General features: G+C 60.0%; 22 protein-coding genes. 9 read left to right on the forward strand and 13 right to left on the reverse strand.

Annotation, left to right across the window (positions count from 1 at the left end):
• Positions 1-4: 4 nt before the first annotated feature.
• A complete protein-coding gene (locus K5E40_RS11300; protein ID WP_221730926.1) occupies positions 5-634 on the reverse strand; it encodes a flagellar basal body-associated protein FliL in 630 nt (209 codons plus the stop codon).
• Positions 635-860: 226 nt separating this feature from the next.
• Between K5E40_RS11300 and glpT the strand changes: the two genes are divergently transcribed.
• A complete protein-coding gene (gene glpT / locus K5E40_RS11305) occupies positions 861-2,210 on the forward strand; it encodes a glycerol-3-phosphate transporter (RefSeq protein ID WP_221730798.1) in 1,350 nt (449 codons plus the stop codon).
• Here the strand turns inward: glpT and K5E40_RS11310 are convergent.
• From K5E40_RS11310 to K5E40_RS11340, 7 genes are all read right to left on the reverse strand, one after another.
• The gene (locus tag K5E40_RS11310) at positions 2,186-2,854 is read right to left on the reverse strand and encodes a gamma-glutamylcyclotransferase (protein WP_221730799.1); all 669 of its coding nucleotides are present in this window, start codon (positions 2,852-2,854) and stop codon (positions 2,186-2,188) included. The genes glpT and K5E40_RS11310 overlap by 25 nt on opposite strands.
• Before the next feature lie 196 nt (positions 2,855-3,050).
• On the reverse strand, positions 3,051-4,019 hold the full coding sequence (locus K5E40_RS11315) for a CDP-6-deoxy-delta-3,4-glucoseen reductase (RefSeq protein ID WP_221730800.1): 969 nt from the start codon (positions 4,017-4,019) through the stop codon (positions 3,051-3,053).
• On the reverse strand, positions 4,019-5,485 hold the full coding sequence (ubiD, locus tag K5E40_RS11320; RefSeq protein WP_221730801.1) for a 4-hydroxy-3-polyprenylbenzoate decarboxylase: 1,467 nt from the start codon (positions 5,483-5,485) through the stop codon (positions 4,019-4,021). Before ubiD ends, K5E40_RS11315 begins: the two co-directional genes overlap by 1 nt.
• Positions 5,486-5,565: 80 nt before the next feature.
• The gene (locus tag K5E40_RS11325) at positions 5,566-7,521 is read right to left on the reverse strand and encodes an acyltransferase family protein (RefSeq protein ID WP_221730802.1); all 1,956 of its coding nucleotides are present in this window, start codon (positions 7,519-7,521) and stop codon (positions 5,566-5,568) included.
• Between the two features lie 137 nt (positions 7,522-7,658).
• Entirely contained in the window at positions 7,659-8,918 is a 1,260-nt protein-coding gene (gene rho / locus K5E40_RS11330; protein ID WP_042561678.1) for a transcription termination factor Rho, read from the reverse strand.
• A 248-nt stretch (positions 8,919-9,166) separates the two neighbouring features.
• On the reverse strand, positions 9,167-9,496 hold the full coding sequence (gene trxA / locus K5E40_RS11335; protein WP_003206727.1) for a thioredoxin TrxA: 330 nt from the start codon (positions 9,494-9,496) through the stop codon (positions 9,167-9,169).
• A 120-nt stretch (positions 9,497-9,616) separates the two neighbouring features.
• Positions 9,617-10,324 (reverse strand): FadR/GntR family transcriptional regulator, encoded by a 708-nt coding sequence (locus K5E40_RS11340; protein ID WP_221730803.1) that lies wholly within the window; start codon positions 10,322-10,324, stop codon positions 9,617-9,619.
• Positions 10,325-10,580: 256 nt separating this feature from the next.
• Here K5E40_RS11340 and K5E40_RS11345 point away from each other — a divergent pair, with 256 nt between their 5' ends.
• From K5E40_RS11345 to ppx, 5 genes are all read left to right on the forward strand, one after another.
• Complete coding sequence (locus K5E40_RS11345) at positions 10,581-11,366, forward strand: transporter substrate-binding domain-containing protein (RefSeq protein ID WP_221730804.1); 786 nt, start codon at positions 10,581-10,583, stop codon at positions 11,364-11,366.
• Between the two features lie 21 nt (positions 11,367-11,387).
• A complete protein-coding gene (locus K5E40_RS11350; protein ID WP_221730805.1) occupies positions 11,388-12,056 on the forward strand; it encodes an amino acid ABC transporter permease in 669 nt (222 codons plus the stop codon).
• Positions 12,053-12,703 carry an amino acid ABC transporter permease gene (locus K5E40_RS11355; protein ID WP_221730806.1) on the forward strand — a complete coding sequence of 217 codons (651 nt, stop codon included), beginning with the start codon at positions 12,053-12,055 and terminating at the stop codon, positions 12,701-12,703. Before K5E40_RS11350 ends, K5E40_RS11355 begins: the two co-directional genes overlap by 4 nt.
• The gene (locus K5E40_RS11360) at positions 12,690-13,427 is read left to right on the forward strand and encodes an amino acid ABC transporter ATP-binding protein (protein ID WP_221730807.1); all 738 of its coding nucleotides are present in this window, start codon (positions 12,690-12,692) and stop codon (positions 13,425-13,427) included. The genes K5E40_RS11355 and K5E40_RS11360 overlap by 14 nt, the downstream gene beginning before the upstream one ends.
• Before the next feature lie 203 nt (positions 13,428-13,630).
• Positions 13,631-15,133: an exopolyphosphatase gene (ppx, locus tag K5E40_RS11365; RefSeq protein WP_221730808.1), complete on the forward strand. Its 1,503-nt coding sequence runs from the start codon at positions 13,631-13,633 to the stop codon at positions 15,131-15,133.
• Positions 15,134-15,200: 67 nt separating this feature from the next.
• Here ppx and ppk1 read toward each other — a convergent pair whose 3' ends face one another.
• Both ppk1 and hemB read right to left on the reverse strand, forming a co-directional pair.
• Positions 15,201-17,426 carry a polyphosphate kinase 1 gene (gene ppk1, locus K5E40_RS11370; protein WP_221730809.1) on the reverse strand — a complete coding sequence of 742 codons (2,226 nt, stop codon included), beginning with the start codon at positions 17,424-17,426 and terminating at the stop codon, positions 15,201-15,203.
• An 18-nt stretch (positions 17,427-17,444) separates the two neighbouring features.
• Positions 17,445-18,458 carry a porphobilinogen synthase gene (gene hemB, locus K5E40_RS11375; protein WP_221730810.1) on the reverse strand — a complete coding sequence of 338 codons (1,014 nt, stop codon included), beginning with the start codon at positions 18,456-18,458 and terminating at the stop codon, positions 17,445-17,447.
• Positions 18,459-18,665: 207 nt separating this feature from the next.
• Here hemB and K5E40_RS11380 point away from each other — a divergent pair, with 207 nt between their 5' ends.
• Positions 18,666-19,298, forward strand: coding sequence for a DedA family protein (locus tag K5E40_RS11380; RefSeq protein WP_221730811.1), 633 nt, complete (start codon positions 18,666-18,668; stop codon positions 19,296-19,298).
• Here the strand turns inward: K5E40_RS11380 and K5E40_RS11385 are convergent.
• A complete protein-coding gene (locus tag K5E40_RS11385; protein ID WP_221730812.1) occupies positions 19,279-20,514 on the reverse strand; it encodes a sterol desaturase family protein in 1,236 nt (411 codons plus the stop codon). The two genes, K5E40_RS11380 and K5E40_RS11385, sit on opposite strands and share 20 nt — an antisense overlap.
• Before the next feature lie 115 nt (positions 20,515-20,629).
• Here K5E40_RS11385 and elbB point away from each other — a divergent pair, with 115 nt between their 5' ends.
• Complete coding sequence (elbB, locus tag K5E40_RS11390) at positions 20,630-21,298, forward strand: isoprenoid biosynthesis glyoxalase ElbB (protein ID WP_221730813.1); 669 nt, start codon at positions 20,630-20,632, stop codon at positions 21,296-21,298.
• Positions 21,299-21,424: 126 nt separating this feature from the next.
• Here the strand turns inward: elbB and K5E40_RS11395 are convergent, their stop codons facing one another.
• Positions 21,425-21,880: a YaiI/YqxD family protein gene (locus tag K5E40_RS11395; protein WP_221730814.1), complete on the reverse strand. Its 456-nt coding sequence runs from the start codon at positions 21,878-21,880 to the stop codon at positions 21,425-21,427.
• Positions 21,881-21,982: 102 nt separating this feature from the next.
• Positions 21,983-23,878 carry a cytochrome c/FTR1 family iron permease gene (locus tag K5E40_RS11400; protein ID WP_221730815.1) on the reverse strand — a complete coding sequence of 632 codons (1,896 nt, stop codon included), beginning with the start codon at positions 23,876-23,878 and terminating at the stop codon, positions 21,983-21,985.
• Between the two features lie 232 nt (positions 23,879-24,110).
• On the opposite strand from K5E40_RS11400, the gene K5E40_RS11405 reads away from it, so the two are divergent.
• Entirely contained in the window at positions 24,111-25,520 is a 1,410-nt protein-coding gene (locus K5E40_RS11405; protein ID WP_221730816.1) for a COG3014 family protein, read from the forward strand.
• Positions 25,521-25,579: the final 59 nt, after the last annotated feature.

Genomic DNA, 25,579 nt, shown 5'->3' on the forward strand with positions numbered 1-25,579 from the left:
GACGTCAGCCGCCGGACGCGCCTTGGAGGTCGCCCGGCAGCAGATGCTCCTGAATTTTCTGACTTTGCGACTGGATCAGACGCCCCTTGTCATCGAAGCGCAGCACGATAAGCCAGTCGTAGACGTTATCCGGCCACTTTGGCCGGCCAGTGAGTGCCGGACCATCGCCGCCGAACTCCGCGATCAGCTTATTGATGTGACCGTGATGCCAGGCGATCAACAGCGTATGCGCCTGATTGCTCTTGCGCAGCGTTTTGACCAGTTGCTCAAAGTCGCCATTGTCGTAAGGCTGCTCGATGGGCAACTGCAGGCGCTCGGCCAGCGGGGTCAGGGTCAAGCGCGAGCGGGCACTCTCAGCGGTATCGCCGGCCGCGATCAGGCGCTGGGGCGTAAGTGTTTCGCCCGCCAGTTTCAACGGGGTGAAATAGTCGGCATAGGCAACCGCGCGTTGCTCGCCTCGAGCATTGAGTCCTCTGCCTACATCAGGCTTTTCCGCATGACGAACGATCAACACGGTGACATTGCGCAATCCCGGCGCAACGGGGTACTGCGCGAAACTCAGCGCCAGCACCGAAACAGTGAGCGCTATCGCGACTAACAATCGGGGCACCAACCTGCGAATTTTCAGGGCCATCATTCAACTCTGCTGAAGCAGTGGGGGTTACTGACGGCGAGTCTAAGACACAACGTATTGGACGCGACAAAAACGCCCTGTTTTTACAGCTGAGCGACAGGTTCGTAAAAGAACATGCGACTTCCAACATTTTCCGCTGTTTTGCCAATGCGAACCGGTGCTATTTTCGGTAACGAAACTGTAACATTCGCATCCGCAGTCAAAACAAGAAATCTGGAGCTCTTGAATGTTTGCTTTCTTTCGTCCTGCCGCACATCAGGCTCCATTGCCTGAAGAAAAAATAGACAGCACCTACCGACGCCTGCGCTGGCAGATCTTCGCCGGTATTTTCATCGGCTACGCGGGTTATTACCTGCTGCGCAAAAACTTCTCCCTGGCCATGCCGTACCTGATCGACGAAGGCTACAGCCGTGGCGATCTGGGTCTGGCGATGTCGGCGATTGCCATTGCGTATGGCTTGTCGAAGTTCCTCATGGGCCTGGTGTCCGACCGTTCCAACCCGCGCTTCTTCCTGCCGTTCGGCTTGCTGGTGTCGGCGGGGGTGATGTTCGTTTTCGGTTTCGCGCCTTGGGCGACGTCCAGCGTGACCATGATGTTCATTCTTCTGTTCATCAACGGCTGGGCCCAGGGCATGGGGTGGCCGCCGAGCGGACGCACCATGGTGCACTGGTGGTCGCAGAAGGAACGCGGCGGCGTGGTCTCGGTGTGGAACGTGGCGCACAACGTCGGCGGTGGCCTGATCGGCCCGCTGTTCCTGATCGGCATGGGCCTGTTCAACGACTGGCACGCAGCGTTCTATGTACCGGCAGCGGTAGCGCTGGGCGTGGCGGTGTTTGCCTTCATTACCATGCGCGACACCCCGCAATCGGTCGGCCTGCCGCCGATCGAGAAGTACAAGAACGATTACCCGGAAGGCTACGATTCCAGCCACGAAGACGAATTCAGCGCCAAGGAAATCTTCGTCAAATACGTGCTGCGCAACAAAATGCTCTGGTACATCGCCATGGCCAACGTCTTCGTCTACCTGCTGCGCTACGGCGTACTCGACTGGGCACCGACCTACCTCAAGGAAGCCAAGGGTTTCTCCGTGGATAAAACCTCGTGGGCCTATTTCTTCTACGAGTGGGCGGGTATTCCGGGCACGTTGCTGTGCGGCTGGATGTCGGACAAGATCTTCCGTGGCAACCGCGGCCTGACCGGCATGGTGTTCATGGCGATGGTGACTGTCGCGACGCTGGTTTACTGGCTCAACCCGGCCGGCAACCCGACCGTCGACATGATCGCCCTGTTCTCGATCGGCTTCCTGATCTACGGCCCGGTGATGCTGATCGGTTTGCAGGCGCTGGAACTGGCGCCGAAGAAAGCTGCCGGTACCGCCGCGGGCTTCACCGGTCTGTTCGGTTATCTGGGGGGGTCGGTCGCGGCCAGTGCAGCGATGGGCTACACCGTTGACCACTTCGGCTGGGACGGCGGTTTCGTCCTGCTGGTCGGCGCTTGCCTGTTGGCGATGGCCTTCCTGGCCCCGACGTTATGGCACAAGCAAGTCGCCAGTCAGAGCCGCGAAGCCGTCGCCTGATCGGCTTTTAATCGACAGCGCTTGAGCCGCGCCTCCAGATTCCGGTCTGGCATGGCGTGGCTGCGCAGGGCGTGGGCGGTCTGCTCGACATAATCGCGAGTGGTACCGTAACGCCCGCAAGCGCTTTCGAACACCTGGCTCAGCACATGATCCGGCAAGTTGCCGGCATAGCTGGGCAGGTGTCGCTCCAGAACAAATCCCAACGCCTGAACCTGGCTGCCATCTTCGAGCCGGCAGTTGAGCCAGTGTGGCCGATAGGACGGGAACGGCATCTCGCGTTTCCACAGCGCATACAGCGAACTGTCGAGATTCTCTTGCGGCAAGCGATAGGCAAAGCCGCTGCACGAGCCGCCACGATCCAGACCAAAGACCAATCCGGGCATTTCCGGCGTACCCCGGTGTTCGTGCGACCACAGGTACAGGCCACGGTGGTAACCGTGCACTCGCCCGCGCACCCGCTCCACCGCTGTGCATTCCGGCCGCCAGATCAGCGATCCGTAGGCGAACAGCCACACCGGCCCGCCCTTGTGGCGCGCCATGGTCGATTGCATGGAGGCGAGAAGTTGTTCGTGCGTCAACTGCGGCCCAAGATCGAGCCGTGGAGGGTAAGCCAGGTTCAGAAAAGCGTTTTCAATGGCGCTCATGGCGAATAGCGTTCAGCTCCCCGCGGGTGATGAATTACTTAATAGAACGCACCGCTGAAACAATAAGGCACATATATTTAAAGGCAATTTAAGTGCCATGGCACAGTTCTTAATTAATTGCCTGATGGATATATAACCTACCGGTATTTATGTAATTGCATAAATACCGATCAGCTATATAGAGGGTTATAACGACTCAGGCACGTGGGGCGTAGGCAAACACATCAGCGCGCATCTGATGGGCATCCATCCCAGCCTCGACCAAAGCGTCGAGCGTGCCGTAGACCATGGCAGGTGAGCCGCTGGCGTAGACGTGCAGAGGCTTGAGATCCGGAAAGTCTTCACAGACCGCCTCGTGCAGCATCCCGCAGCGCCCTTCCCAGCCGCATTGGTCGCTGACGACTTTGTGCAGGAACAGATTCGGCAGCTTCAGCCACTCGTCCCAATGTTCGATGTCATAAAAATCTTCCGGACGGCGCACGCCCCAGTACAGATGCACGGGATGCTTGAAGCCATTGGCACGGCAATGTTCGATCAAGCTGTGAATCTGACCCATGCCCGTACCGGCGGCGATCAACACCAGCGGCCCATCGGGCAGTTCGGCGAGGTGGGTGTCGCCCATTGGCAACTCGACGCGCACCATCGCGTTACGTTGCAACTGCTCGATCAGGCTCAACGCACTGGCTTCGCGCGCCAGTACGTGGATTTCCAGATCACGCCCTCCGTGCGGCGCCGACGCCATGGAGAACGCCGATTTCTCGCCGTTCTCGCGCTCGATCATCAAATACTGCCCGGCGTGATAGCGCGGTGGTTTACCGGCCGGCGCGCGCAGGCGCACACGCCAGGTGTCGCCACCCACGTCCCGGCATTCGATGACCTGACACGACAGGCTGCGCACCGGCAACTCTCCCAGCGCGAGCACGCCATCCCACAACAGGATGCAGTCTTCCAGCGGCTCGGCTATGCAAGTGTAGAACTCGCCGTGATCGTGCACCTTGCCAGCCTGTTCGACCCGGCCTTCCACCAGCAGCGCCGCGCACACATGACAGTTACCGTTGCGGCAGCTTTGCGGGCAGTCGTAGCCCAGGCGCCGCGCTCCATCGAGAATCCGCTCACCGGGTTGTATCTCAAGCACCGCTCCGGAGGGCTGCAGGGTTACACGCATCAATCTATTCCTAACTGATTCCAGATGGCATCGATCCGCTGAGTGACGGCGTCGTCCTTGACGATCACGCGGCCCCACTCGCGAGTGGTTTCGCCCGGCCACTTGTGTGTGGCATCCAGGCCCATTTTCGAACCCAGGCCGGAGACCGGCGAGGCGAAGTCCAGGTAGTCGATCGGCGTGTTATCGATCATCACCGTGTCGCGCTTGGGGTCCATGCGCGTGGTGATGGCCCAGATCACGTCGTTCCAGTCCCGGGCGTTGATATCGTCGTCGGTGACGATAACGAACTTGGTGTACATGAACTGTCGCAAAAACGACCAGACACCGAGCATCACGCGCTTGGCATGCCCCGGATACGACTTCTTCATCGTCACCACGGCCATGCGGTACGAACAGCCTTCGGGCGGCAGGTAGAAGTCGGTGATCTCCGGGAACTGCTTCTGCAGGATCGGCACGAACACTTCATTCAGCGCCACGCCGAGAATGGCCGGCTCATCCGGCGGACGGCCGGTGTAGGTGCTGTGGTAGATCGGCTTGATCCGGTGGGTGATGCGCTCGACGGTGAACACCGGGAAGCTGTCGACTTCGTTGTAGTAGCCGGTATGGTCGCCATACGGACCTTCGTCGGCCATCTCGCCGGGATGGATCACGCCTTCAAGGATGATCTCGGCGCTGGCCGGCACTTGCAGGTCGTTGCCGCGGCACTTCACCAACTCAGTGCGGTTACCGCGCAGCAGACCGGCGAAAGCGTATTCGGAGAGGCTGTCCGGCACGGGGGTCACGGCGCCGAGAATGGTCGCCGGATCAGCGCCAAGGGCCACGGACACCGGGAACGGCTGGCCCGGGTGCTTCTCGCACCATTCGCGGTAATCCAGCGCGCCGCCACGGTGGCTGAGCCAGCGCATGATGACCTTGTTGCGGCCGATCACTTGTTGACGGTAGATGCCGAGGTTCTGGCGGTCCTTGTTCGGGCCTTTGGTGACGGTCAGGCCCCAGGTGATCAGCGGGCCGACGTCGCCGGGCCAGCAGGTTTGCACGGGCAGCATGGCCAGATCGACGTCATCGCCTTCGATGACCACTTCCTGACACACCGCGTCTTTGACCACTTTCGGCGCCATCGAGATGATCTTGCGGAAGATCGGCAGCTTCGACCACGCGTCTTTCAAGCCCTTCGGCGGCTCAGGCTCTTTGAGGAAGGCCAGTAGCTTGCCGATTTCGCGCAGCTCGCTGACCGACTCGGCACCCATGCCCATCGCCACCCGCTCGGGGGTGCCGAACAGGTTGCCGAGCACCGGGATGTCATGGCCGGTCGGTTTCTCGAACAGCAACGCCGGGCCCTTGGCCCGCAGTGTGCGATCGCACACCTCGGTCATCTCCAGCACCGGCGAGACGGGAATCTGGATGCGTTTCAACTCTCCGCGCTGCTCAAGCTGCTGCACGAAATCCCGAAGATCCTTGAATTTCATTGACGATGGCACCCTCAAAATAGGCGTACATCCTACCTGCTCTGACGGGCAAACAGCAGCCCGTCAGCGCCTGGCATCGCTCAATTGTGGCTCGTACCCAGCAGCAACGGCGCAAACAGGGGACTCAGTCTGGCGCTGCCCACATCAGAGAGGTGATCCTCATCCTTGTATTGGGAATGACCGTTGACCTCGATGCTGCAGATCCCGTTGGCGCACATCAGCGGCGTTGGATCGATCACATGCACCCCTGGGTCGGCGGCACTGATGGCGTCGAACAAGACACCGATGAAATGCTGGCGCGCCAGATGTTCCTCCAGTGGACGACCGAGCCCCTCGGTCGAACGCCCAATCCGCGCCAGGCTGGTCAGTCGATTGATGCTGCCTTTGCGCTGCAGCGGCACTTCCTTGAACAACCAGACTTGCGCCCCCGCCTCTCGCAACGCAGCCACGCGCGCCTTCAGCGCGGCGGCCATGCGTTGCTCGGCCTGGGCAGTATCGTCGTGTGAATTGAGCAACACTTTCTTGTCACCGTCTTCGCGGCCGTACACATAAAGGCTCCAGTTGGAAGCCAGTACCACATCCTTGATGCCAAGGCTGCGCACCCGCTCCATGGTCTGTTCGTTGAAATCCTTGCAGCGCTGACGCGGGTCATCACTGAGAATCGGCGGACAGGCGCTCATGCTGTACAGCCATACCGGACGCCCCTCGCGACGGGCATTGCTCTCGATGGCCGGCAGCAAGGCGGCGGCATGGCTGTCACCCCAGAACAACTGAGTGGCCGGGACATTCTCCTTGCCACCCACCAGACAGGCCTTGTCCAGCGACTTGTCCTGGGTGACCAACATGCATTTCATCTGCCCTGCATGCCACTCACGGGACTGCGCGTACTCCAGCGCCTTACCGGTCAGGCGCTGAGGAACACCATCGGCCGAACGGATCGCCGATCCCGTTGCCACGAGCACAACGATGGCCGCAAGACCTCCCGCCAGCACCGCATTGCGAGAGACAAGCAGGCGTTTTTCCCGCAAAGGCAACTCGACATAGCGCAAACTCAGCCACGCAAGGCCCAGCGCCAAGGCTATCCAGGCAATCGCCTCCAATGGCTGAATGCCGTCGATCGAAATAGCGTTGGCGTAGACATACACCGGCCAGTGCCACAGATACAGGGAATAAGAGAGCAACCCGACCCAAACCAATGCTGGCAGGCTCAACAACCGCGCGGTCCAACTAGCCCCTTGCGCGCCCGACCAGATCAACGCCGTTGTGCCCAGCACCGGCAACAACGCCGCCCAGCCCGGGAAAACCGTGGCCTTGTCAAAGATGAACACCGCGCCCAAAACCGCCGCCAGACCGGCGAGGCCCACTGCCTGATACAGCCAGGGACGCACAGCACGTTTCGGCGCTGGCATCACCGCGAGCATCGCGCCGCACAACAACTCCCAAGCGCGGGTCGGCAGTGAGAAGAACGCGAAGTCCGGCTTTTGTTCGATGTAGGTGATGTTCAAGCCAAACGACACCAACAGCACCGCGAACAACATCCAGCGCCAATGCCGGACATAACGGATCAGCGCAGCCATCAGCAGTGGAAAGAAGATGTAGTACTGCTCTTCCACCGCCAGCGACCAGGTATGCAGCAGCGGTTTCAGATCAGAAGCAGGCTGGAAGTAGCCGTCCTCGCGCATGAACAGAATGTTGGAGATAAACAGAGACTGATAGCGCACCGTTCGGCCCAGCTCGGAGAAGTCCTTGGCCGTCAGCAGCAACCAGCCCAGCGCCAGCGTCACCAGCATGACCACGGTCAGGGCAGGAATGATGCGGCGGGCACGGCGCGCCCAGAAATCGATGAAGCTGAAGCGCTGAGCGCTGATTTCGCGGAACAGGATGGTGGTGATCAGGAAGCCGGAAATGACGAAAAAGACGTCAACCCCGACAAAGCCCCCACTGAATGTACTGAATCCGAAATGAAACAGTACGACGGGAATAACCGCCAGTGCCCGTAATCCGTCGATATCACGGCGATTGCCAAACGTATGCATGAAAGCCCTTTCTTTGTTTTGGATACAAACCTAGAAAGGGAGACCGTTATCAGCCGCGTAAAATTCAATCCCGAACACCAATAATCCAGCGCAAAAAAAACGCCCCTTTTCGGGGCGCTTTTTTTAACAGCGGCGTCTTACTTGCGCTTCATCGACAAGAAGAACTCGTCGTTGGTCTTGGTCGTTTTCAGCTTGTCGATCAAGAACTCGATGGCGGCAACTTCGTCCATCGGGTGCAGCAGTTTGCGCAGAATCCACATGCGCTGCAGTTCGTCGTCGGCGGTCAGCAACTCTTCGCGGCGGGTGCCGGAACGGTTGATGTTGATCGCAGGGAACACGCGCTTCTCGGCGATCTTGCGATCCAGAGGCAGCTCCATGTTGCCGGTACCCTTGAACTCTTCGTAGATCACTTCGTCCATCTTCGAACCGGTTTCAACCAGTGCGGTGGCGATAATGGTCAGCGAGCCGCCTTCTTCGATGTTGCGCGCAGCACCGAAGAAACGCTTCGGTTTCTCCAGGGCGTGGGCGTCAACACCACCGGTCAGCACCTTGCCGGAGCTCGGGATCACGGTGTTGTAGGCGCGGGCCAGACGGGTGATGGAGTCGAGCAGGATCACCACGTCTTTCTTGTGCTCGACCAGGCGCTTGGCCTTCTCGATCACCATTTCGGCCACCTGGACGTGACGGGTCGGCGGCTCGTCGAAGGTCGAGGCAACCACTTCGCCGCGCACGGTGCGCTGCATTTCGGTTACTTCTTCCGGACGTTCGTCGATCAGCAATACGATCAGGTGGACTTCAGGGTTGTTACGGGCAATGTTCGCTGCGATGTTTTGCAGCATGATCGTCTTACCCGCTTTCGGCGGCGCCACGATCAGACCACGCTGGCCTTTGCCGATCGGAGCACACAGGTCGATCACACGACCGGTCAAGTCTTCGGTGGAACCGTTACCGGCTTCCATCTTCATGCGCACGGTCGGGAACAGCGGGGTCAGGTTCTCAAAGAGAATCTTGTTTTTCGCGTTCTCTGGACGATCGAAGTTGATCGTGTCGACCTTGAGCAGGGCGAAATACCGCTCGCCTTCCTTCGGAGGGCGGATCTTGCCAACGATGGTGTCACCGGTGCGCAAGTTGAAGCGGCGGATCTGGCTCGGCGAGACGTAAATATCGTCTGGGCCGGCGAGATAGGAGGCGTCAGCGGAGCGCAGGAAGCCGAAGCCGTCCTGGAGAATCTCCAGCACGCCATCACCGGAGATTTCCTCGCCGCTTTTCGCGTGCTTTTTGAGCAGGGAGAAAATCACGTCCTGCTTGCGCGAACGGGCCATATTTTCTATGCCCATCTGTTCGGCCAATTCGAGCAGTTCGGTAATCGGCTTTTGCTTGAGTTCAGTCAGATTCATATAGGAATGACGTAATCATTTATGGAGGGGGGGGAAATTAAGCTTTTGGCTTAATGAGGCCGCGCCGCGGAGAAGGCGACAGGATCGCGTACTTATTCGAAAAGGAGTGCGTCGGCGACGGCTAGCAGGGGGCAGTGGAGAAACCATTGCGGGGCCGAATGTACCACCTGAGTTTCGGAGCGTCTAGCCCTGAATACGCAAAAAGCCCCGCAAAATGCGAGGCTTTTTTTGGCCTTTTATGGCGACGCTTAAATGTTGGCGTCGAGGAAAGCAGCCAGTTGCGACTTCGACAGGGCGCCGACTTTGGTCGCTTCAACGTTGCCGTTCTTGAACAGCATTAGAGTAGGAATACCACGCACGCCGTGCTTGGCCGGGGTTTCCTGGTTTTCGTCGATGTTCAGTTTGGCAACGGTCAGCTTGCCTTTGTAAGTCTCGGCAATCTCGTCCAGAACCGGAGCGATCATTTTGCATGGGCCGCACCATTCAGCCCAGTAGTCGACCAATACAGCGCCTTCGGCCTTGAGTACGTCGGCTTCGAAGCTAGCGTCGCTAACGTGTTTGATAAGATCGCTGCTCATGGAATTCTCCAGGTTGTAAGCAAAAAAACGTGGCCCATCATATCCGCCCTTCCTCCGTTCAGGAAGCCGCAGATGATTGAGTCTTGCTATGGTGCCCCATGAGTTTGGGTATAGCTCAAGTCACGCCGTGGCGGGGGCGATGAAGGCGATTCCAGTACGCAGCGCGGCATTGCGCACATGCTCCTGCATGGCTTTTTGCGCCGCACCAGAAGCACGGCGAGCCAGCGCACGGAGGATCTTGCGGTGTTCCTGCCAGGTTTCCATGGCACGTTCTGCGCGGATGAACGGTAGCTTCTGGCTCTCCAGAAAGATCTCGGCGCTGGCCGTGAGAATGCTCAGCATCGCCTGATTACCGCTGGCCAGCAGGATCCGCCGGTGAAATTCGAAATCCAGCTTCGCCGCCGCATCAAAGTCGCCGGCACGCAGTTGTTCACGCATCGCCGCGACATTGTCCTCCAGCGCATCCAGATCGAAGGTGCTCAACGTCACCGCCGCCAGCCCCGCCGCAAATCCCTCCAGCGCGTAGCGCAGTTGGAAGATATCCAGTGGCGAAGCCTGCGCGGCGAACGACCAGCCCGGCGCATTCTCACCACGCGACAGCTCTACCGGCGACTGCACGAAGACGCCCTTGCCCGGCTGAATACTGACCACGCCCAGCGCGCTCAGTGACGACAGCGCTTCACGCAACGACGCCCGACTGACGCCCAACTGCAGTGCCAGATCCCGTTGCGACGGCAGGGCATCGCCCGGGCCGAAGCCCTGCTCGGTGATCAGTTTGCGAATCGCTTGAAGCGCCACTTCAGGTACGGCGCGGGAGATCGAGTTCATGGTTTTTCAGACGAGCCAGGCCAATGTGCGGCTAGTTGTAAAGCTATTCACCGAGTCCGGCAAGTCGTGCCCCAGCAGGGTTCGGTGATGAGCGTCGATGCGCCATCGGAGTGCGAAAAACATCCTGACTGTTCAGACCAGTAAGACCGAGCAAACCCACTGAAAATGCGGCCTTGCGGGATGAAAGCTGCGTATTGGCATGGCCCGTGCTGTGTCAGATCGCAGAAATCACTTCCCGCCGATCCGGAGATTGTCCATGACCAAGCGTTACAGCGCCCTCCTCGCCGCCTTGTTTTCCAGCCTGCTGTTAAGCCAGGTCCCCGCCCACGCTGACGGTCTGGACGACGTGATCAAACGCGGCACGCTGAAAGTTGCCGTGCCCCAGGACTTCCCGCCGTTCGGTTCAGTCGGCCCGGACATGAAGCCCCGCGGACTGGACATCGACACGGCAAAACTGCTGGCCGATCAGTTGAAGGTCAAACTTGAACTGACGCCGGTCAACAGCACCAACCGCATCCCGTTCCTGACCACCGGCAAGGTCGATCTGGTGATTTCCAGCCTGGGCAAGAACCCCGAGCGCGAAAAAGTCATCGACTTCTCCCGCGCCTACGCGCCGTTCTACCTCGCCGTGTTCGGCCCACCGGACGCTGCGATCACCACCCTCGATGACCTCAAGGGCAAAACCATCAGCGTGACCCGAGGCTCCATCGAAGACATCGAGCTGACCAAGGTTGCCCCGGCAGGCGTGACCATCAAGCGCTTTGAAGACAACAACTCGACCATCGCCGCCTACCTCGCCGGGCAAGTTGACCTGATCGCCAGCGGCAACGTGGTGATGGTCGCCATCAGCGAGAAGAACCCGAAGCGCGTTCCGGCACTGAAAGTGAAGCTCAAGGATTCGCCGGTCTACGTCGGCGTGAACAAGAACGAAGCGGCGCTGCTGACCAAGGTCAACGATATCCTGACCACCGCCAAGGCTGACGGCGCGCTGGAAAAGAACTCAAAAACCTGGCTGAAAGAGCCGCTGCCGGCCGATCTCTGATCGACTGCGCGGGAGACCTTCATGGCTTATCAGTTCGATTTCATGCCGGTGGTGCAGAACACCGACCTGCTGTTGCGCGGGGCGCTGTTTACCCTGGAGCTGACAGCCATCGGCGCGGTGCTCGGGGTGGGCGTGGGCATCGTTGGGGCGCTGGTGCGGGCGTGGAACATCCGCCCGTTCTCGGCGATCTTCGGGGTCTACGTCGAGTTGATCCGCAACACGCCCTTTCTGGTGCAACTGTTCTTCATCTTCTTCGGCCTGCCGTCGCTCGGCGTGCAGATTTCCGAGTGGCAAGCGGCGGTGCTGGCGATGGTGATCAACCTCGGGGCCTATTCGACCGAGATTATCCGCGCCGGCATCCAGGCAATCCCTCGCGGGCAACTGGAAGCGGCGGCGGCGCTGGCGATGAGTCGCTTCGAAGCGTTTCGTCATGTGGTGCTGCTGCCGGCGCTGGGCAAGGTCTGGCCGGCCCTGAGCAGCCAGATCATCATCGTCATGCTCGGCTCGGCCGTGTGCTCGCAGATCGCCACCGAAGAGTTGAGCTTTGCTGCCAACTTCATTCAGTCGCGCAACTTTCGCGCCTTTGAAACCTACGCGCTGACCACGCTGATCTACCTGTGCATGGCGCTGCTGATCCGCCAACTGCTGAACTGGATCGGTCGGCGCTACATTTCGAGGAGCAGCCAATGAGCGATTTCACGTTCTGGGACATCCTGCGTAACCTGCTCATCGGCCTGCAATGGACGCTGGCGCTGTCGCTAGTGGCATTTATTGGTGGCGGTATTGTCGGGCTGCTGATCCTGATCATGCGCATCTCGAAAAACACCTTGCCGAGCAGCATTGCCCGCACCTGGATCGAGTTGTTCCAGGGCACGCCGCTGCTGATGCAGCTATTTCTGGTGTTTTTCGGCGTGGCGCTGGCCGGGATTGAAATCTCGCCGTGGATGGCCGCCGCGATTGCCCTGACGCTGTTCACCAGCGCCTATCTGGCAGAGATCTGGCGCGGTTGTGTCGAGGCGATTCCCAGCGGTCAGTGGGAAGCTTCGTCGAGTCTGGCGCTCAATCCTCTGGAGCAACTGCGCTATGTGATCCTGCCGCAAGCGCTGCGCATCGCCGTGGCGCCGACCGTGGGTTTCTCGGTGCAAGTGGTCAAAGGCACCGCGGTGACCTCGATCATCGGTTTCACCGAGCTGACCAAAACCGGCGGCATGCTCGCCAATGCCACGTTCGAACCGTTCATGGTCTACGGCCTCGTCGCCCTCGGCTACTTCCTGCTTTGTTACCCCTTGTCCCTCAGTGCGCGCTACCTGGAAAGGAGACTGCATGCCTCTGCTTAGAATTTCCGCCCTGCATAAATACTACGGCGATCACCACGTCCTCAAAGGCATCGACCTCAGCGTCGAGGAAGGCCAGGTGGTGGCGATCATCGGTCGCAGCGGCTCGGGCAAATCCACTTTGCTGCGCACCCTCAACGGCCTGGAGTCGATCAACGACGGCGTGATCGAAGTCGACGGCGAATACCTCGACGCCGCCCGCGCCGACCTGCGCAGCCTGCGGCAGAAAGTCGGCATGGTGTTCCAGCAGTTCAACCTGTTCCCGCACCTGACCGTCGGTGAGAACGTGATGCTTGCGCCACAAGTGGTGCAAAAAGTGCCAAAAGCCAAGGCTACGGAGTTGGCGCGCAAGATGCTCGAGCGCGTGGGTCTGGGCGAGAAGTTCGATGCTTTCCCGGATCGGCTGTCCGGTGGACAGCAGCAACGCGTGGCGATCGCCCGCGCCTTGGCAATGTCGCCGAAGGTGCTGCTGTGCGACGAAATCACCTCGGCGCTGGATCCGGAGCTCGTCAACGAGGTGCTCAGCGTGGTGCGGCAACTGGCCAAGGAAGGCATGACGCTGATCATGGTCACCCACGAAATGCGCTTTGCCCGTGAGGTCGGCGACAAACTGGTGTTCATGCACCACGGCAAGGTGCATGAGGTGGGCGATCCGAAGGTGCTGTTTGCCAATCCGCAGACGGCGGAGTTGGCGAATTTCATTGGTACCGTCGAAGCGACTGCCTGATGGATCCTCATTGCCTGTGATGCCCTCTTCGCGAGCAAGCCCCACATTGGAACGCGGTCACCTGTGGGAGCGGGCTTGCTCGCGAATGGCCACGCCGCGGTCTCAAGCTTTTATGCGCTGAATCAACGGTTTGTACCTTGCGCGTTGGCGTCAGCGTTTGATCGTGGCACGATGTCGAGGTTATCGACCGAGACCCCCTGACCATGCCGCAATCCCAAGCCAAGAATCTGTCCCTGATCGCCGCTATCGACCTGGGCTCCAACAGCTTTCACATGGTCGTGGCCAAGGCCCAGAACGGCGAGATCCGCATTCTCGAACGCCTCGGGGAGAAGGTGCAGTTGGCCGCTGGCATCAACGATGAACGCCAACTCAACGAAGAATCGATGCAGCGTGGCCTCGATTGCCTCAAGCGCTTTGCCCAACTGATCAACGGCATGCCACTGGGCGCCGTGCGCATCGTCGGCACCAACGCCCTGCGCGAAGCGCGTAACCGCCTCGAATTCATTCATCGCGCCGAAGAAATCCTCGGCCATCCGGTGGAAGTCATCTCCGGCCGTGAAGAGGCGCGTCTGATCTATCTGGGTGTGTCGCACACCCTCGCCGACACCCCAGGCAAGCGCCTGGTCGCCGACATCGGCGGCGGCAGTACCGAATTCATCATCGGGCAGCGCTTCGAACCGCTGCTGCGTGAAAGCCTGCAAATGGGCTGCGTCAGCTTCACCCAGCGCTATTTCAAGGACGGCAAGATTACCCCGGCCCGTTACGCTCAGGCGTACACGGCGGCGCGGCTGGAGATCATGAGCATCGAACACGCCCTGCACCGCCTGACCTGGGATGAAGCCATCGGCTCCTCGGGCACCATCCGCGCCATCGGCCTGGCGCTGAAGGCCGGCGGGCATGGCACTGGCGAGGTGAATGCCGAAGGTCTGGCCTGGCTCAAACGCCGTTTGTTCAAGCTCGGCGATGTCGACAAGATCGATTTCGACGGCATCAAACCTGACCGTCGGGCGATTTTCCCGGCGGGTCTGGCGATTCTCGAAGCGATCTTCGACGCCCTCGAACTGCAACGCATGGATCATTGCGACGGCGCGCTGCGTGAAGGCGTGCTCTACGACCTGCTTGGCCGTCATCATCACGAAGACGTGCGCGAACGCACCCTGACCTCGCTGATGGAGCGCTATCACGTCGACCTGGAGCAAGCGGCACGGGTCGAACGCAAAGCCCTGCACGCCTTCGATCAGGTCGCTGTGGATTGGGAACTGGATGACGGTATCTGGCGCGAACTGCTCGGGTGGGCGGCGAAAGTGCACGAAGTCGGCCTGGACATCGCCCACTATCACTACCACAAGCACGGCGCCTACCTGATCGAGCACTCGGATCTGGCCGGGTTCTCCCGTGAAGACCAGCAAATGCTCGCACTGCTGGTTCGCGGCCACCGCCGCAACATTCCCAAGGACAAATTCGCCGAGTTCGGCGATGACGGCATCAAGCTGATCCGCCTGTGCGTGCTGCTGCGCTTTGCGATTCTGTTCCACCACATTCGTGGCACTCAGGCGATGCCGCAGGTGGTGCTGCATGCCAATGGCGACAGTCTGGAAGTGGAGTTCCCGGAACACTGGCTGGACGAGAATCAACTGACACAGGCGGATTTCGGGCTTGAGGCGGATTGGCTGACGCGGGTGGGGATTTTCCTCACCGTGCACTGACACATTGAGCAGATACAAAAAAGGCGATCCCGAGGGATCGCCTTTTTTATTGCGCTTGAGCCGAAGCTTAGCTGCTCACCGGCAAAATCGGGCTGCCCAACCGATCCAGCAACGTCGCCTGCGCACTGCGCGGGTTCTGGTTGCCGGTTGGCGTGTTGCGGATGTAACGGCCATCCGACTGCAGGCTCCAGCTGTGGGTGTTGTCGGTCAGGTAAAGCTCCAGCTCTTTCTTCACGCGAGTCAGCAGCTTCTTGCCTTCCACCGGGAAGCAAGTCTCGACACGCTTGTCGAGGTTGCGCTCCATCCAGTCGGCGCTGGATAGGAACATCTGCTCCTCGCCACCGTTGAGGAAGTAGAACACGCGGGTGTGCTCAAGGAAGCGACCAATGATCGAGCGCACATGAATGTTGTGCGAAACCCCGGCGATGCCCGGACGCAGGCAGCACATGCCGCGCACCACCAGGTCGATGCGCACGCCTGACTGGCTGGCCTTGTACAGCGCGCGGATGATCTTCGGATCGGTCAGCGAGTTGAACTTGGCGATGATGTGCGCCGGTTTGCCTTCGAGCGCAAATTGCGTCTCGCGGGCGATCATGTCGAGCATGCCCTTCTTGAGGGTGAACGGCGCATGCAGCAGTTTCTTCATGCGCAGCGTTTTACCCATACCGATCAACTGGCTGAACAGTTTGCCAACGTCCTCGCACAAGGCGTCGTCGGAAGTCAGCAGGCTGTAGTCGGTGTACAGACGGGCGTTACCGGCATGGTAGTTACCGGTGCCGAGGTGCGCGTAACGCACGATCTCGCCGGCCTCACGCCGCAGAATGAGCATCATCTTGGCGTGGGTCTTGAAGCCGACCACGCCGTAGATCACCACGGCACCGGCCGCTTGCAGACGACTGGCCAGTTGCAGGTTGGACTCTTCGTCAAAGCGCGCTCGCAGCTCGATGACCGCCGTCACTTCCTTGCCGTTACGCGCGGCATCCACCAGCGCATCAACGATCTCGGAGTTAGCGCCGGACCGGTACAACGTTTGGCGCACGGCCAGAACGTGCGGGTCTTTTGCGGCCTGACGCAGCAGGTCGACCACCGGGGTAAACGACTCGAACGGGTGCAGCAACAGGATGTCCTGCTTGCTGACCACGCTGAAAATGTTCTCGCTGTTTTGCAGCAGTTTCGGGATCTGCGGCGTAAACGGCGTGTATTGCAGTTCCGGATGGCTGTCCAGACCGGTGATGCTGAACAGACGCGTCAGGTTGACCGGACCGTTGACCTGATACAGCTCGGTCTCGCTCAGGTTGAATTGTTTGAGCAGGTAGTCCGACAGGTGTTTCGGGCAAGTATCGGCAACTTCCAGACGCACCGCATCGCCGTAACGCCGCGAGAACAGCTCGCCACGCAGGGCGCGGGCAAGGTCTTCGACGTCTTCGGAATCGAGCGCAAGGTCGGCGTTCCGGGTCAGGCGGAACTGGTAGCAGCCCTTGACCTTCATGCCTTGGAACAGGTCATCGGCGTGAGCATGGATCATCGACGACAGGAAGACATAGTTGTCACCCGCGCCGCCGACTTCTTCCGGCACCTTGATGATTCGCGGCAGCAAACGCGGCGCCGGGATAATCGCCAGACCGGAGTCACGACCGAAGGCGTCAATGCCTTCGAGCTCGACGATGAAGTTCAGGCTCTTGTTCACCAGCAACGGAAACGGGTGCGTCGGGTCGAGGCCGATGGGGGTGATGATCGGCGCGATCTCGTCGCGGAAATAACGGCGCACCCAGGTTTTGATCTTGGTCGTCCAGTGGCGGCGACGGATGAAGCGCACCTGGTGCTTTTCCAGCTCCGGCAACAGGATGTCATTGAGGATCGCGTACTGACGGTCAACGTGACCGTGTACCAGTTCACTGATCCGCGCCAGCGCCTGATGCGGTTGCAGACCATCGGCGCCGGCCTGTTCACGGGCGAAGGTGATTTGCTTCTTGAGGCCAGCGACGCGAATTTCGAAGAATTCGTCGAGGTTGCTGGAGAAGATCAGCAGGAACTTCAGTCGCTCCAGCAACGGGTAGGACTCGTCCAACGCCTGCTCCAGCACGCGGATGTTGAACTGCAGTTGCGAGAGCTCGCGGTGGATGTACAGGCTGCTGTCATCCAGGCCCGGAATAGCGATCACCGGCGCCGCCGCAGCGGGTTCGGCGACCGGCGCGGGTGGCGCTGGCTCGAGTTCCGGTGGGGTTTCGGTGATCTGCTCCACCACCGGCTGAGCTTCTTTTACTGCAACTTCAGTGAGTCCTTCGGTATTCATTGAATGTTCCTGGGAGGGCTATTTCTGCTCTCGTAACAATTGAGCGGCGCGGACAGCAAAGTAAGTCAGGATGCCATCAGCGCCGGCACGTTTAAAGGCGGTCAGTGATTCAAGAATCACCGCCTCGCTCAACCAGCCATTCTGGATCGCCGCCATGTGCATGGCGTATTCGCCGCTAACCTGATAGACGAAGGTCGGCACTTTGAAGGCATCTTTTACCCGCAAAAGAATGTCCAGGTACGGCATGCCGGGTTTGACCATGACCATGTCCGCGCCTTCAGACAAGTCCGCACCGACTTCGTGCAGCGCTTCGTCGCTGTTGGCCGGGTCCATCTGATAAGAGGCTTTGTTCGCCTTGCCCAGGTTCGAGGCCGAACCCACGGCATCGCGGAACGGGCCGTAATAGGCGCTGGCGTACTTGGCCGAGTAGGCCATGATCCGCACGTTGACGTGGCCGGCGATTTCCAGCGCTTCGCGGATCGCCTGAATGCGCCCGTCCATCATGTCCGATGGCGCGACCACCTGAGCGCCGGCCTCGGCGTGCGACAAGGCCTGGCGCACCAGTGCGTCGACGGTGATGTCGTTCTGCACGTAGCCTTCTTCGTCGAGAATGCCGTCCTGACCGTGGGTGGTAAACGGATCGAGCGCGACGTCGGTGATCACGCCCAGTTCCGGGAAACGAGCACGCAGAGCGCGAGTGGCGCGCTGGGCGATACCTTCAGGGTTCCAGGCTTGGGCGGCGTCGAGGGACTTGAGTTCTGCGGGTGTGACCGGGAACAACGCCAGTGCCGGAATGCCCAGTTCGACCCATTTGGCGGCTTCTTCAAGCAACAGGTCGATGGTCAAGCGCTCTACACCCGGCATCGAGGCCACTGCTTCGCGACGATTTTCACCGTCAAGCACGAAGACTGGCAGGATCAGATCATCGACCGTCAGCACATTTTCCCGCACCAGCCGACGCGAAAAATCATCGCGGCGATTGCGACGCAGGCGGGTGGCGGGGAACAAACGGTTGGCAGGGGTAAAGCTCACGGCAGACTCCTGAGCCCGCGCAAACGGGCGAGCGTGACAGTTATAGACGGCCATTATGACCAACAGATGACAGTTGTGTGAGACCTGTGACAGGTAGGCGTATTCCATTCTCAGTGTAGGAATTGTTCACGTCGAGACACATCTCGATACTTTCCTGAATGTGTCCGAAGGGGTAGGCTGCGCGTTCATTTCGCCAGCACCCAGACAATGCTCCAACAATTTCTGCATGACTTCGGCTACTTTGCCCTTTTTCTAGGCACGTTCTTCGAAGGCGAAACCATCCTGGTGCTCGCAGGCTTCCTCGCGTTCCGCGGTTACATGGACATCAACATCGTGGTGGTCGTGGCGTTCTTGGGCAGCTATGCCGGCGATCAGCTGTGGTACTTCCTCGGCCGCAAGCATGGGCGCAAATTACTGGCGCGCAAACCGCGCTGGCAACTGATGGGCGACCGCGCGCTGGAGCACATTCGCAAGCATCCTGATATCTGGGTCCTGAGCTTCCGCTTTGTTTACGGCTTGCGCACGGTGATGCCGGTGGCGATCGGCCTGTCGGGGTATCCGCCGGGACGTTACTTGCTGCTGAACGGCATTGGCGCGGCGATCTGGGCCACTGCGCTGGCCGCCGCGGCTTACCACTTCGGAGCGGTACTGGAAGGCATGCTCGGCAGCATCAAGAAGTACGAGCTGTGGGTACTGGGTGCATTGCTGATACTGGGCGTTGGCCTGTGGCTGCGCCGTCGTTTCAAGAATGCTCGTCTGGCGAAGAAGATCTACGAAGACGAGCAAATCCAGAAAGCTGAATTGGCAAAATCAGCCGAGCCTAAGACGCCAGCCGAGTAAGTCGCAGGCGACACACGTACAGCCCGATGCCACTGAGCAGGCTGTAACTGAGCACGCCAGCCCACACCACCGGGCTGGCCGGCCAGAGCCCAACCAACGGCGCCAGCCACACCAACGCCAGGTTCGATGCCAGCCGCAGCAGCTCGACCTTCAGCGCCCACGGCCGATTCTCCAAGGCCACGCCCAACGCAAACACACCGAACGCCACAGCCCCCCAGCCGAGTATCAACGCGGCGACCGGCAAGCTGCGTTCCAGATTCATCAAATAACTGCCCAGCGCGATATAGACGCCAAACTGCGCCACCACATACCACTGCTGGCGGCTGTCGATCGACACTTCAAACTTGCGGAACTGGCTCAAGTCCGGCTTGTTCATCGGGTACCTGGCTGCGACATCCGCTGGCCGCCACCCGGTGCGCATGAACCAGATCCGCAGCTTGTCCCATTTGCGCTCGGCCCGACGCGCGTCGCTCCACAACTGCGCATAAAACTGCAGATTGGCCCACAGCGGGTTCCAGCTCGCCAACGGCGTGGTCACGCCAAAAATCATCGGTTCGTTGTCGTCCTCTTCCTGAAACGTGCCGAACAACCGATCCCAAAGAATGAACACCCCACCGTAGTTGCGATCCATGTAGAGAGCGTTCTGCGCATGGTGAGCCCGATGATTGGATGGCGTGACGAAGAACCACTCGAACCAGCCAAGCTTGGGGATGTGCCTGGTATGTACCCAGAATTGATAAAGCAGATTCAACGCCGCGACGCTGACAAATACCAGCAGCGGCACGCCGAACACGGCCAGCGGCAGGTAGAAGATCCAGCTCAACAGAAAACCGGTGCTGGTCTGGCGCAACGCCGTCGAGAGGTTGTACTCCTCGCTCTGGTGATGCACCGAATGCGCGGCCCAGAGGATGTTTCGCTCATGGCCCATGCGGTGCAGCCAGTAATAGCAGATGTCATAAAGGACGAAGGCAAACACCCAGACCCAAACGCTGTCCGCCGGCAGCCTGAGCAGCGCCAGATGTTCCAGGGCAAAGGCATAGGTCAACAGCCCCACGCCCTTGGTCAGCAGGCCGGTGGTGGTGGACAGCACGCCGGTGCTGATGCTGTTTACCGCATCGGCCAGGCGATAGTGGCTGACCCCACGCCAACGGTCAGCGATGAGTTCAACCACGATCAACACGAAGAAAAACGGCACCGCATAGAGAATGAAGTCCATGACGCGTCCTGACGGGAAACCTTAGGACAGATCCTAGGCTTAGCCGCCCATTAACCCTATGGCAACGCGCGACAAATTAGTGGACATTTAGCGCCATGAATCTGGAGAGAAACCCATGAGCAAAAAAGTTGCAGTGATCCTGTCCGGCAGCGGCGTGTACGACGGCGCCGAGATCCATGAAAGCGTCATCACCCTGCTGCGCCTCGATCAACGCGGCGCGCAGGTGCAGTGCTTCGCCCCCGACATTGCGCAATTGCATGTGATCAATCACCTGACCGGCGAAGAAATGCCCGAGTCGCGCAATGTGCTGGTGGAATCGGCGCGCATCGCCCGCGGCAACATCAAGGATATCCGCCAGGCCGACGTTGAAGACTTCGATGCCCTGATCGTGCCGGGTGGTTTTGGTGCGGCGAAAAACCTGTCGAACTTCGCCATCGAAGGCGCCGGCTGCACCGTGCAGCCAGACGTGCTGGCCCTGGCCGAGGCATTTGCCGAAGCGGGCAAACCGGTGGGGCTGATCTGCATTTCGCCGGCACTTGCGGCGAAGATCTACGGCCCGGGCGTGACCTGCACCATCGGCAACGATACCGACACCGCCACGGCGATGAACAAGATGGGCGCCAGCCACGAAGAGTGCGCGGTGGGCGACATCATCGAAGACAAGGCGCGCAAACTGGTGACCACCCCGGCTTACATGCTGGCGCAGAACATCAGTGAAGCGGCGTCCGGGATCAACAAACTCGTTGATCGCGTACTTGAGCTGACCCACGAAAACGACGTCTGAGCCTGACTGCAAACGAAATCTGTGTGGGAGCGGGCTTGCTCGCGAAGGTGTCGTATCAGCCAACTTTGAGTTGAATGACTCAGCGCTTTCACGAGCAAACCCGCTCCCACAGGGTCAGTGCAAGACTCAGGTTTTGCGGGTGAGCCGGGTCAGAATCCGGTCCAATGCGTTGGCAAACGCCTGCTTCTCGCGATCACCAAATGGCGCCGGGCCGCCACTCATCTGGCCCTGTTCACGCAAATCGGTGAACAGGTTGCGCACGGCGAGGCGCTCGCCCATGTTCTGCGCATCAAACTCTTTGCCTCGCGGGTCCAGCGCCGCCACACCCTTTTTCACCAGCCGATCGGCCAGCGGAATGTCGCTGCAGATCACCAGTTCACCGGGCACGGCGTGCTCGACCAGATAATCATCCGCCGCGTCCGGGCCGCTCGGCACCACGATCAGTTTGACGATGGCCAACCCCGGTTTAATCTGCGGCTGCCCGGCCACCAGCACCACTTCGAACTGGCGCTTGAGGGCGAATTTCACCACCAGATCCTTCGCCGCCCGTGGACAGGCGTCGGCATCGATCCATACACGCATTTTTTAACCTCCAAAAAAATCGCGAGCAAGCTCGCTCCCACAGGATATACGCCATCCATGTGGGAGCGGGCTTGCTCGCGAATGTGAGCGCAGCGAATGCCTTTAAGCGGCGACCCGCTTCTTCTCGGCCATCCGACTGCGGCTGTACAACACGACAATGGCGACCATCGCCACCGCCTGCGCCGTCAGCGAATACGCATCGGCATGAATGCCCAGCCAGTCGAAATCAAAGAACGCCACCGGCCGCGTACCGAAGATCCCAGCCTCCTGCAACGCCTTAACGCCATGCCCGGCAAACACCACCGACAGAGCGCACAGCAGCGCAGCGTTGATGCTGAAGAACAACGCCAACGGCAACTTCGCCGAGCCACGCAGGATCACCCACGCCAGACCGACCAGCAGCACCAACGCTGTCGCGCCGCCGGCCAGCACCGCGTTGTGTCCGGCAGGGCCGGCCTGCAGCCACAGGGTTTCGTAAAACAGGATCACTTCGAACAGTTCGCGATACACCGAGAAGAACGCCAGGATCGCAAAGCCGAAACGCCCGCCGCCGCCGACCAGACTGCTCTTGATGTAATCCTGCCAGGCCGCTGCATGGCGGCGGTCGTGCATCCACACGCCGAGCCACAACACCATCACGCTGGCGAACAGCGCCGTAGCGCCCTCAAGCAATTCGCGTTGCGAGCCGCTGACATCAATCACATACGCCGCTAACGCCCACGTACCGAGGCCGGCCAGCAATGCCAGCCCCCAACCGACATTGACGCTACGCACTGCCGACTGCTGACCGGTGTTGCGCAGGAACGCGAGGATCGCCGCCAGCACCAGAATCGCTTCCAGACCTTCGCGCAGCAGAATCAGCAGGCCGGAAATGAAACTCAGCGACCAGCTCAAGCCATCGTTGCCCAACAGACCGGCAGACTCCTTGAGCTTGGCCTTGGCCGCGTCGAGACGCTGTTCGGCCTGCGCCACCGGCAAACCGTCCTGTAATGACTGTCGATAAGCCATCAGGGATTTTTCAGTGTCCTTGCGCACGTTGGCGTCGACGTTATCCAGCGAACTCTCGACCAGTTCGAAACCTTCCAGATACGCCGCCACCGACAGATCGTAAGCCTGATCGTGTTCGCCGGCGCGGTAGGCCGCGAGGCTCTTGTCCAGCGTCGCTGCGGTGTAGTCGAGCAACTGCGCCGGGCCACGCTTGACCTGCGGCGGCTGCGCACGCTGGGCGCGGAACGTCGCAGCGGCTTGCGGGCCTTCGGCGATTTGCACTTCGGCCGGAGTCTGGCGGGCCAGATCGGCGATGTTATAGGTTTTTTCGGCTTTGGCGGCCGAGGCATCGGCGCTAAGCCCGGCGACATAAGTCGCCATGTCCCAACGCTGGCGATCGTCCAATTGATCGGCAAAGGACGGCATGTCGGTGCCTTCGACGCCTTGACCGAGGGTGCTGTAAATCGCATACAGACTCAGGTGGTCCAGACGCGCGGCATCGCGCAGGTTAGCCGGGGGCGGCATCAGACCGACACCGGCCGGACCATCGCCGGCACCGGTTTCACCGTGGCACACCGAGCAATGCTGGGCGAAGAGCGGTGCGGCACGCGCCGGATCGGGGGTGATGACCGGCGCCTGGCTGACTTCATAGGCCACGGCCAGCTTCGCACCCAACTGCCGCGCCTGACGGGCAACGTCCGCGCCGTCCTGCCGAGCGGTGACCGCTGCACGCAAGGCGATGACGCCCTGTTCCAGTCCAGCCTTCTCCGGTTTGCCCGGCAACTCTGCGATCAGCCCCTGCAACACCTGAATGAATTCCAGCTGCTCGCGATACTCGGCGTCATCAATGACCTTGCCCGCGTCCACCGTCGGCGGATAGTCGGCACTGATGTAATCAAGCATGTGCAGGGCTTGCGGTGCGCCTTCCACCGTATCGGCCAGCAGGTTGGAGCAACTCAGAGCGCACAACGGGAACAACAGCCAGGCCAGAAAACGGGACGGCGCAGTCATGAACGAATCTCAATTGGTAATACGAAGTAACACATTGTTCACTTCCAATGAGATTCACTCAAGCTTTGTCGGAGCTACGGTCGTTTTTTCAGTGTAACGGTGTCGCCGATGCTCGGTCGTGTCCTTGCATGAACTCGACGAACGCCCGCACCGTGAAGGCGACATGCCGAGACAACCAGCCCCTATACTGCCTCACCTCCAGCCCTTGCCGTTCAAGGAAGAACCTGACTCCATGCGCCGTTGCCTGCCGTTTTTTCTGTTGTTCAGTGCCATCGTGCACCTGAGCGGTTGCGCCGCTTACCGCGATTACGATTCGGAGATGCAGCAGACCATCGATGAGATGGCCAAGGGCGAACTCAACGAAGCGCTCTATCTGCTGAAGCTGCACAATCCCTGGGAAGACAAGGATCTGCTGTATTACCTGGAAAGAGGCGCCATTCTCAGCGCCGGCACGGCCTTGCCGCAAAGTCAGGAAGCCTGGCGCACGGCTGACCGGATGATTTTCCAGCGCGAAGAGGCCAACCCATCCGGCGCCATGAAGCTGCTGACCCGGTTCGGCAACGAAATGGGCACGATGCTGGTCAATGACAAGCTGCTGCGCTACGAAGGCTACGACTACGAAAAAGTCATGCTGACCACAGAGATGGCCCTCAACCAACTGGCGGAAAACGATTTCGACGGTGCGCGCGCCGACATCAAGAAAACCCACGAGCGCGAAACCCTGATTGCGCGTCAGCGGGAACGGCAATACGAAGAGGCTGAAGAGCAGGCCAGGAGCCAGGGAATCACGCTGCATTACAAGGATCTGCAAGGCTATCCGGTCGCCGTCCTCGACGCCCCGCAAGTGGTTGAACTGAAGAACGGCTACCAGAGTGCGTTCAGCCATTACCTGGCGGGTTTCACGTATGAAGCCCTGGGTGAACGCGGCCTCGCGGCGCCAGGTTATCGGCAGGCTATCGAATTGCGCCCGGGTGTGCCGCTTCTCGAAAAAGCCTTGCGCAATCTGGACAAGCCCCCGCCGGCAGCAGATGAAAGCGAGGTTCTGGTCGTTGTCCAGGCCGGGTTTGCTCCGGTGCGCAGTTCGGTGCAAGTGCCGATCCCGGTGCGGCTGAACGAAAACCTGACGATTGTCGCGCCGATCTCGTTTCCGGTAATGGTGCCCGATACGATCACACCTCCTGTTCCGAGTGTGCTCGTCGACGGAAAACAATACCCGTTGACGATGATCAACAGCGTTACTGACATGGCCATGCGTACGTTACGCGATGACATGCCGGCGATCATCTCTCGCGCCATGTTCCGCGCCAACATGGCCGCCATCAGTCAGGCTCAAAAGAATGAACGCGATCCGGCCAAGGCTTCGCTGGTGGTTACTGAACACGATCCTTTCGAAGAGGCGGATACGCGCACCTGGCGCACCCTGCCGGACAAAACCCTGGTCGCCCGCCTACGCCTGAAAAAAGGCCTGCATCGCGTGAGCTTCCCGTACTTGCGTGCAGCGGACGGGTTCACCGTACGTGTCGACCAGAACCATCAAGTGTTCAATCTGCGGGTATTCATGGGCAAGAACTACTACGTGGGGTCTGCGCTGGTGCTACCCGAAGCACCAGCACCTACGAACGTTGGCAGCGCCGGGCAGTAATGGCACCTAACTAACCAGTGAAATCAAAAAGATATTATATAGCCAGCACCGCACGCCTA

This window comes from Pseudomonas baetica, assembly GCF_019733355.1.
Classification (GTDB): domain Bacteria; phylum Pseudomonadota; class Gammaproteobacteria; order Pseudomonadales; family Pseudomonadaceae; genus Aquipseudomonas; species Aquipseudomonas baetica_A.

What these genes read in the sequence shown, in the direction of transcription:
- K5E40_RS11300 (WP_221730926.1), bottom strand. Translation starts at nt 634, where the DNA reads ATGGCCCTGAAAATTCGCAGGTTGGTGCCCCGATTGTTAGTCGCGATA.
- glpT (WP_221730798.1), top strand. Translation starts at nt 861, where the DNA reads ATGTTTGCTTTCTTTCGTCCTGCCGCACATCAGGCTCCATTGCCTGAA.
- K5E40_RS11310 (WP_221730799.1), bottom strand. Translation starts at nt 2,854, where the DNA reads ATGAGCGCCATTGAAAACGCTTTTCTGAACCTGGCTTACCCTCCACGG.
- K5E40_RS11315 (WP_221730800.1), bottom strand. Translation starts at nt 4,019, where the DNA reads ATGCGTGTAACCCTGCAGCCCTCCGGAGCGGTGCTTGAGATACAACCC.
- ubiD (WP_221730801.1), bottom strand. Translation starts at nt 5,485, where the DNA reads ATGAAATTCAAGGATCTTCGGGATTTCGTGCAGCAGCTTGAGCAGCGC.
- K5E40_RS11325 (WP_221730802.1), bottom strand. Translation starts at nt 7,521, where the DNA reads ATGCATACGTTTGGCAATCGCCGTGATATCGACGGATTACGGGCACTG.
- rho (WP_042561678.1), bottom strand. Translation starts at nt 8,918, where the DNA reads ATGAATCTGACTGAACTCAAGCAAAAGCCGATTACCGAACTGCTCGAA.
- trxA (WP_003206727.1), bottom strand. Translation starts at nt 9,496, where the DNA reads ATGAGCAGCGATCTTATCAAACACGTTAGCGACGCTAGCTTCGAAGCC.
- K5E40_RS11340 (WP_221730803.1), bottom strand. Translation starts at nt 10,324, where the DNA reads ATGAACTCGATCTCCCGCGCCGTACCTGAAGTGGCGCTTCAAGCGATT.
- K5E40_RS11345 (WP_221730804.1), top strand. Translation starts at nt 10,581, where the DNA reads ATGACCAAGCGTTACAGCGCCCTCCTCGCCGCCTTGTTTTCCAGCCTG.
- K5E40_RS11350 (WP_221730805.1), top strand. Translation starts at nt 11,388, where the DNA reads ATGGCTTATCAGTTCGATTTCATGCCGGTGGTGCAGAACACCGACCTG.
- K5E40_RS11355 (WP_221730806.1), top strand. Translation starts at nt 12,053, where the DNA reads ATGAGCGATTTCACGTTCTGGGACATCCTGCGTAACCTGCTCATCGGC.
- K5E40_RS11360 (WP_221730807.1), top strand. Translation starts at nt 12,690, where the DNA reads ATGCCTCTGCTTAGAATTTCCGCCCTGCATAAATACTACGGCGATCAC.
- ppx (WP_221730808.1), top strand. Translation starts at nt 13,631, where the DNA reads ATGCCGCAATCCCAAGCCAAGAATCTGTCCCTGATCGCCGCTATCGAC.
- ppk1 (WP_221730809.1), bottom strand. Translation starts at nt 17,426, where the DNA reads ATGAATACCGAAGGACTCACTGAAGTTGCAGTAAAAGAAGCTCAGCCG.
- K5E40_RS11380 (WP_221730811.1), top strand. Translation starts at nt 18,666, where the DNA reads ATGCTCCAACAATTTCTGCATGACTTCGGCTACTTTGCCCTTTTTCTA.
- K5E40_RS11385 (WP_221730812.1), bottom strand. Translation starts at nt 20,514, where the DNA reads ATGGACTTCATTCTCTATGCGGTGCCGTTTTTCTTCGTGTTGATCGTG.
- elbB (WP_221730813.1), top strand. Translation starts at nt 20,630, where the DNA reads ATGAGCAAAAAAGTTGCAGTGATCCTGTCCGGCAGCGGCGTGTACGAC.
- K5E40_RS11395 (WP_221730814.1), bottom strand. Translation starts at nt 21,880, where the DNA reads ATGCGTGTATGGATCGATGCCGACGCCTGTCCACGGGCGGCGAAGGAT.
- K5E40_RS11400 (WP_221730815.1), bottom strand. Translation starts at nt 23,878, where the DNA reads ATGACTGCGCCGTCCCGTTTTCTGGCCTGGCTGTTGTTCCCGTTGTGC.
- K5E40_RS11405 (WP_221730816.1), top strand. Translation starts at nt 24,111, where the DNA reads ATGCGCCGTTGCCTGCCGTTTTTTCTGTTGTTCAGTGCCATCGTGCAC.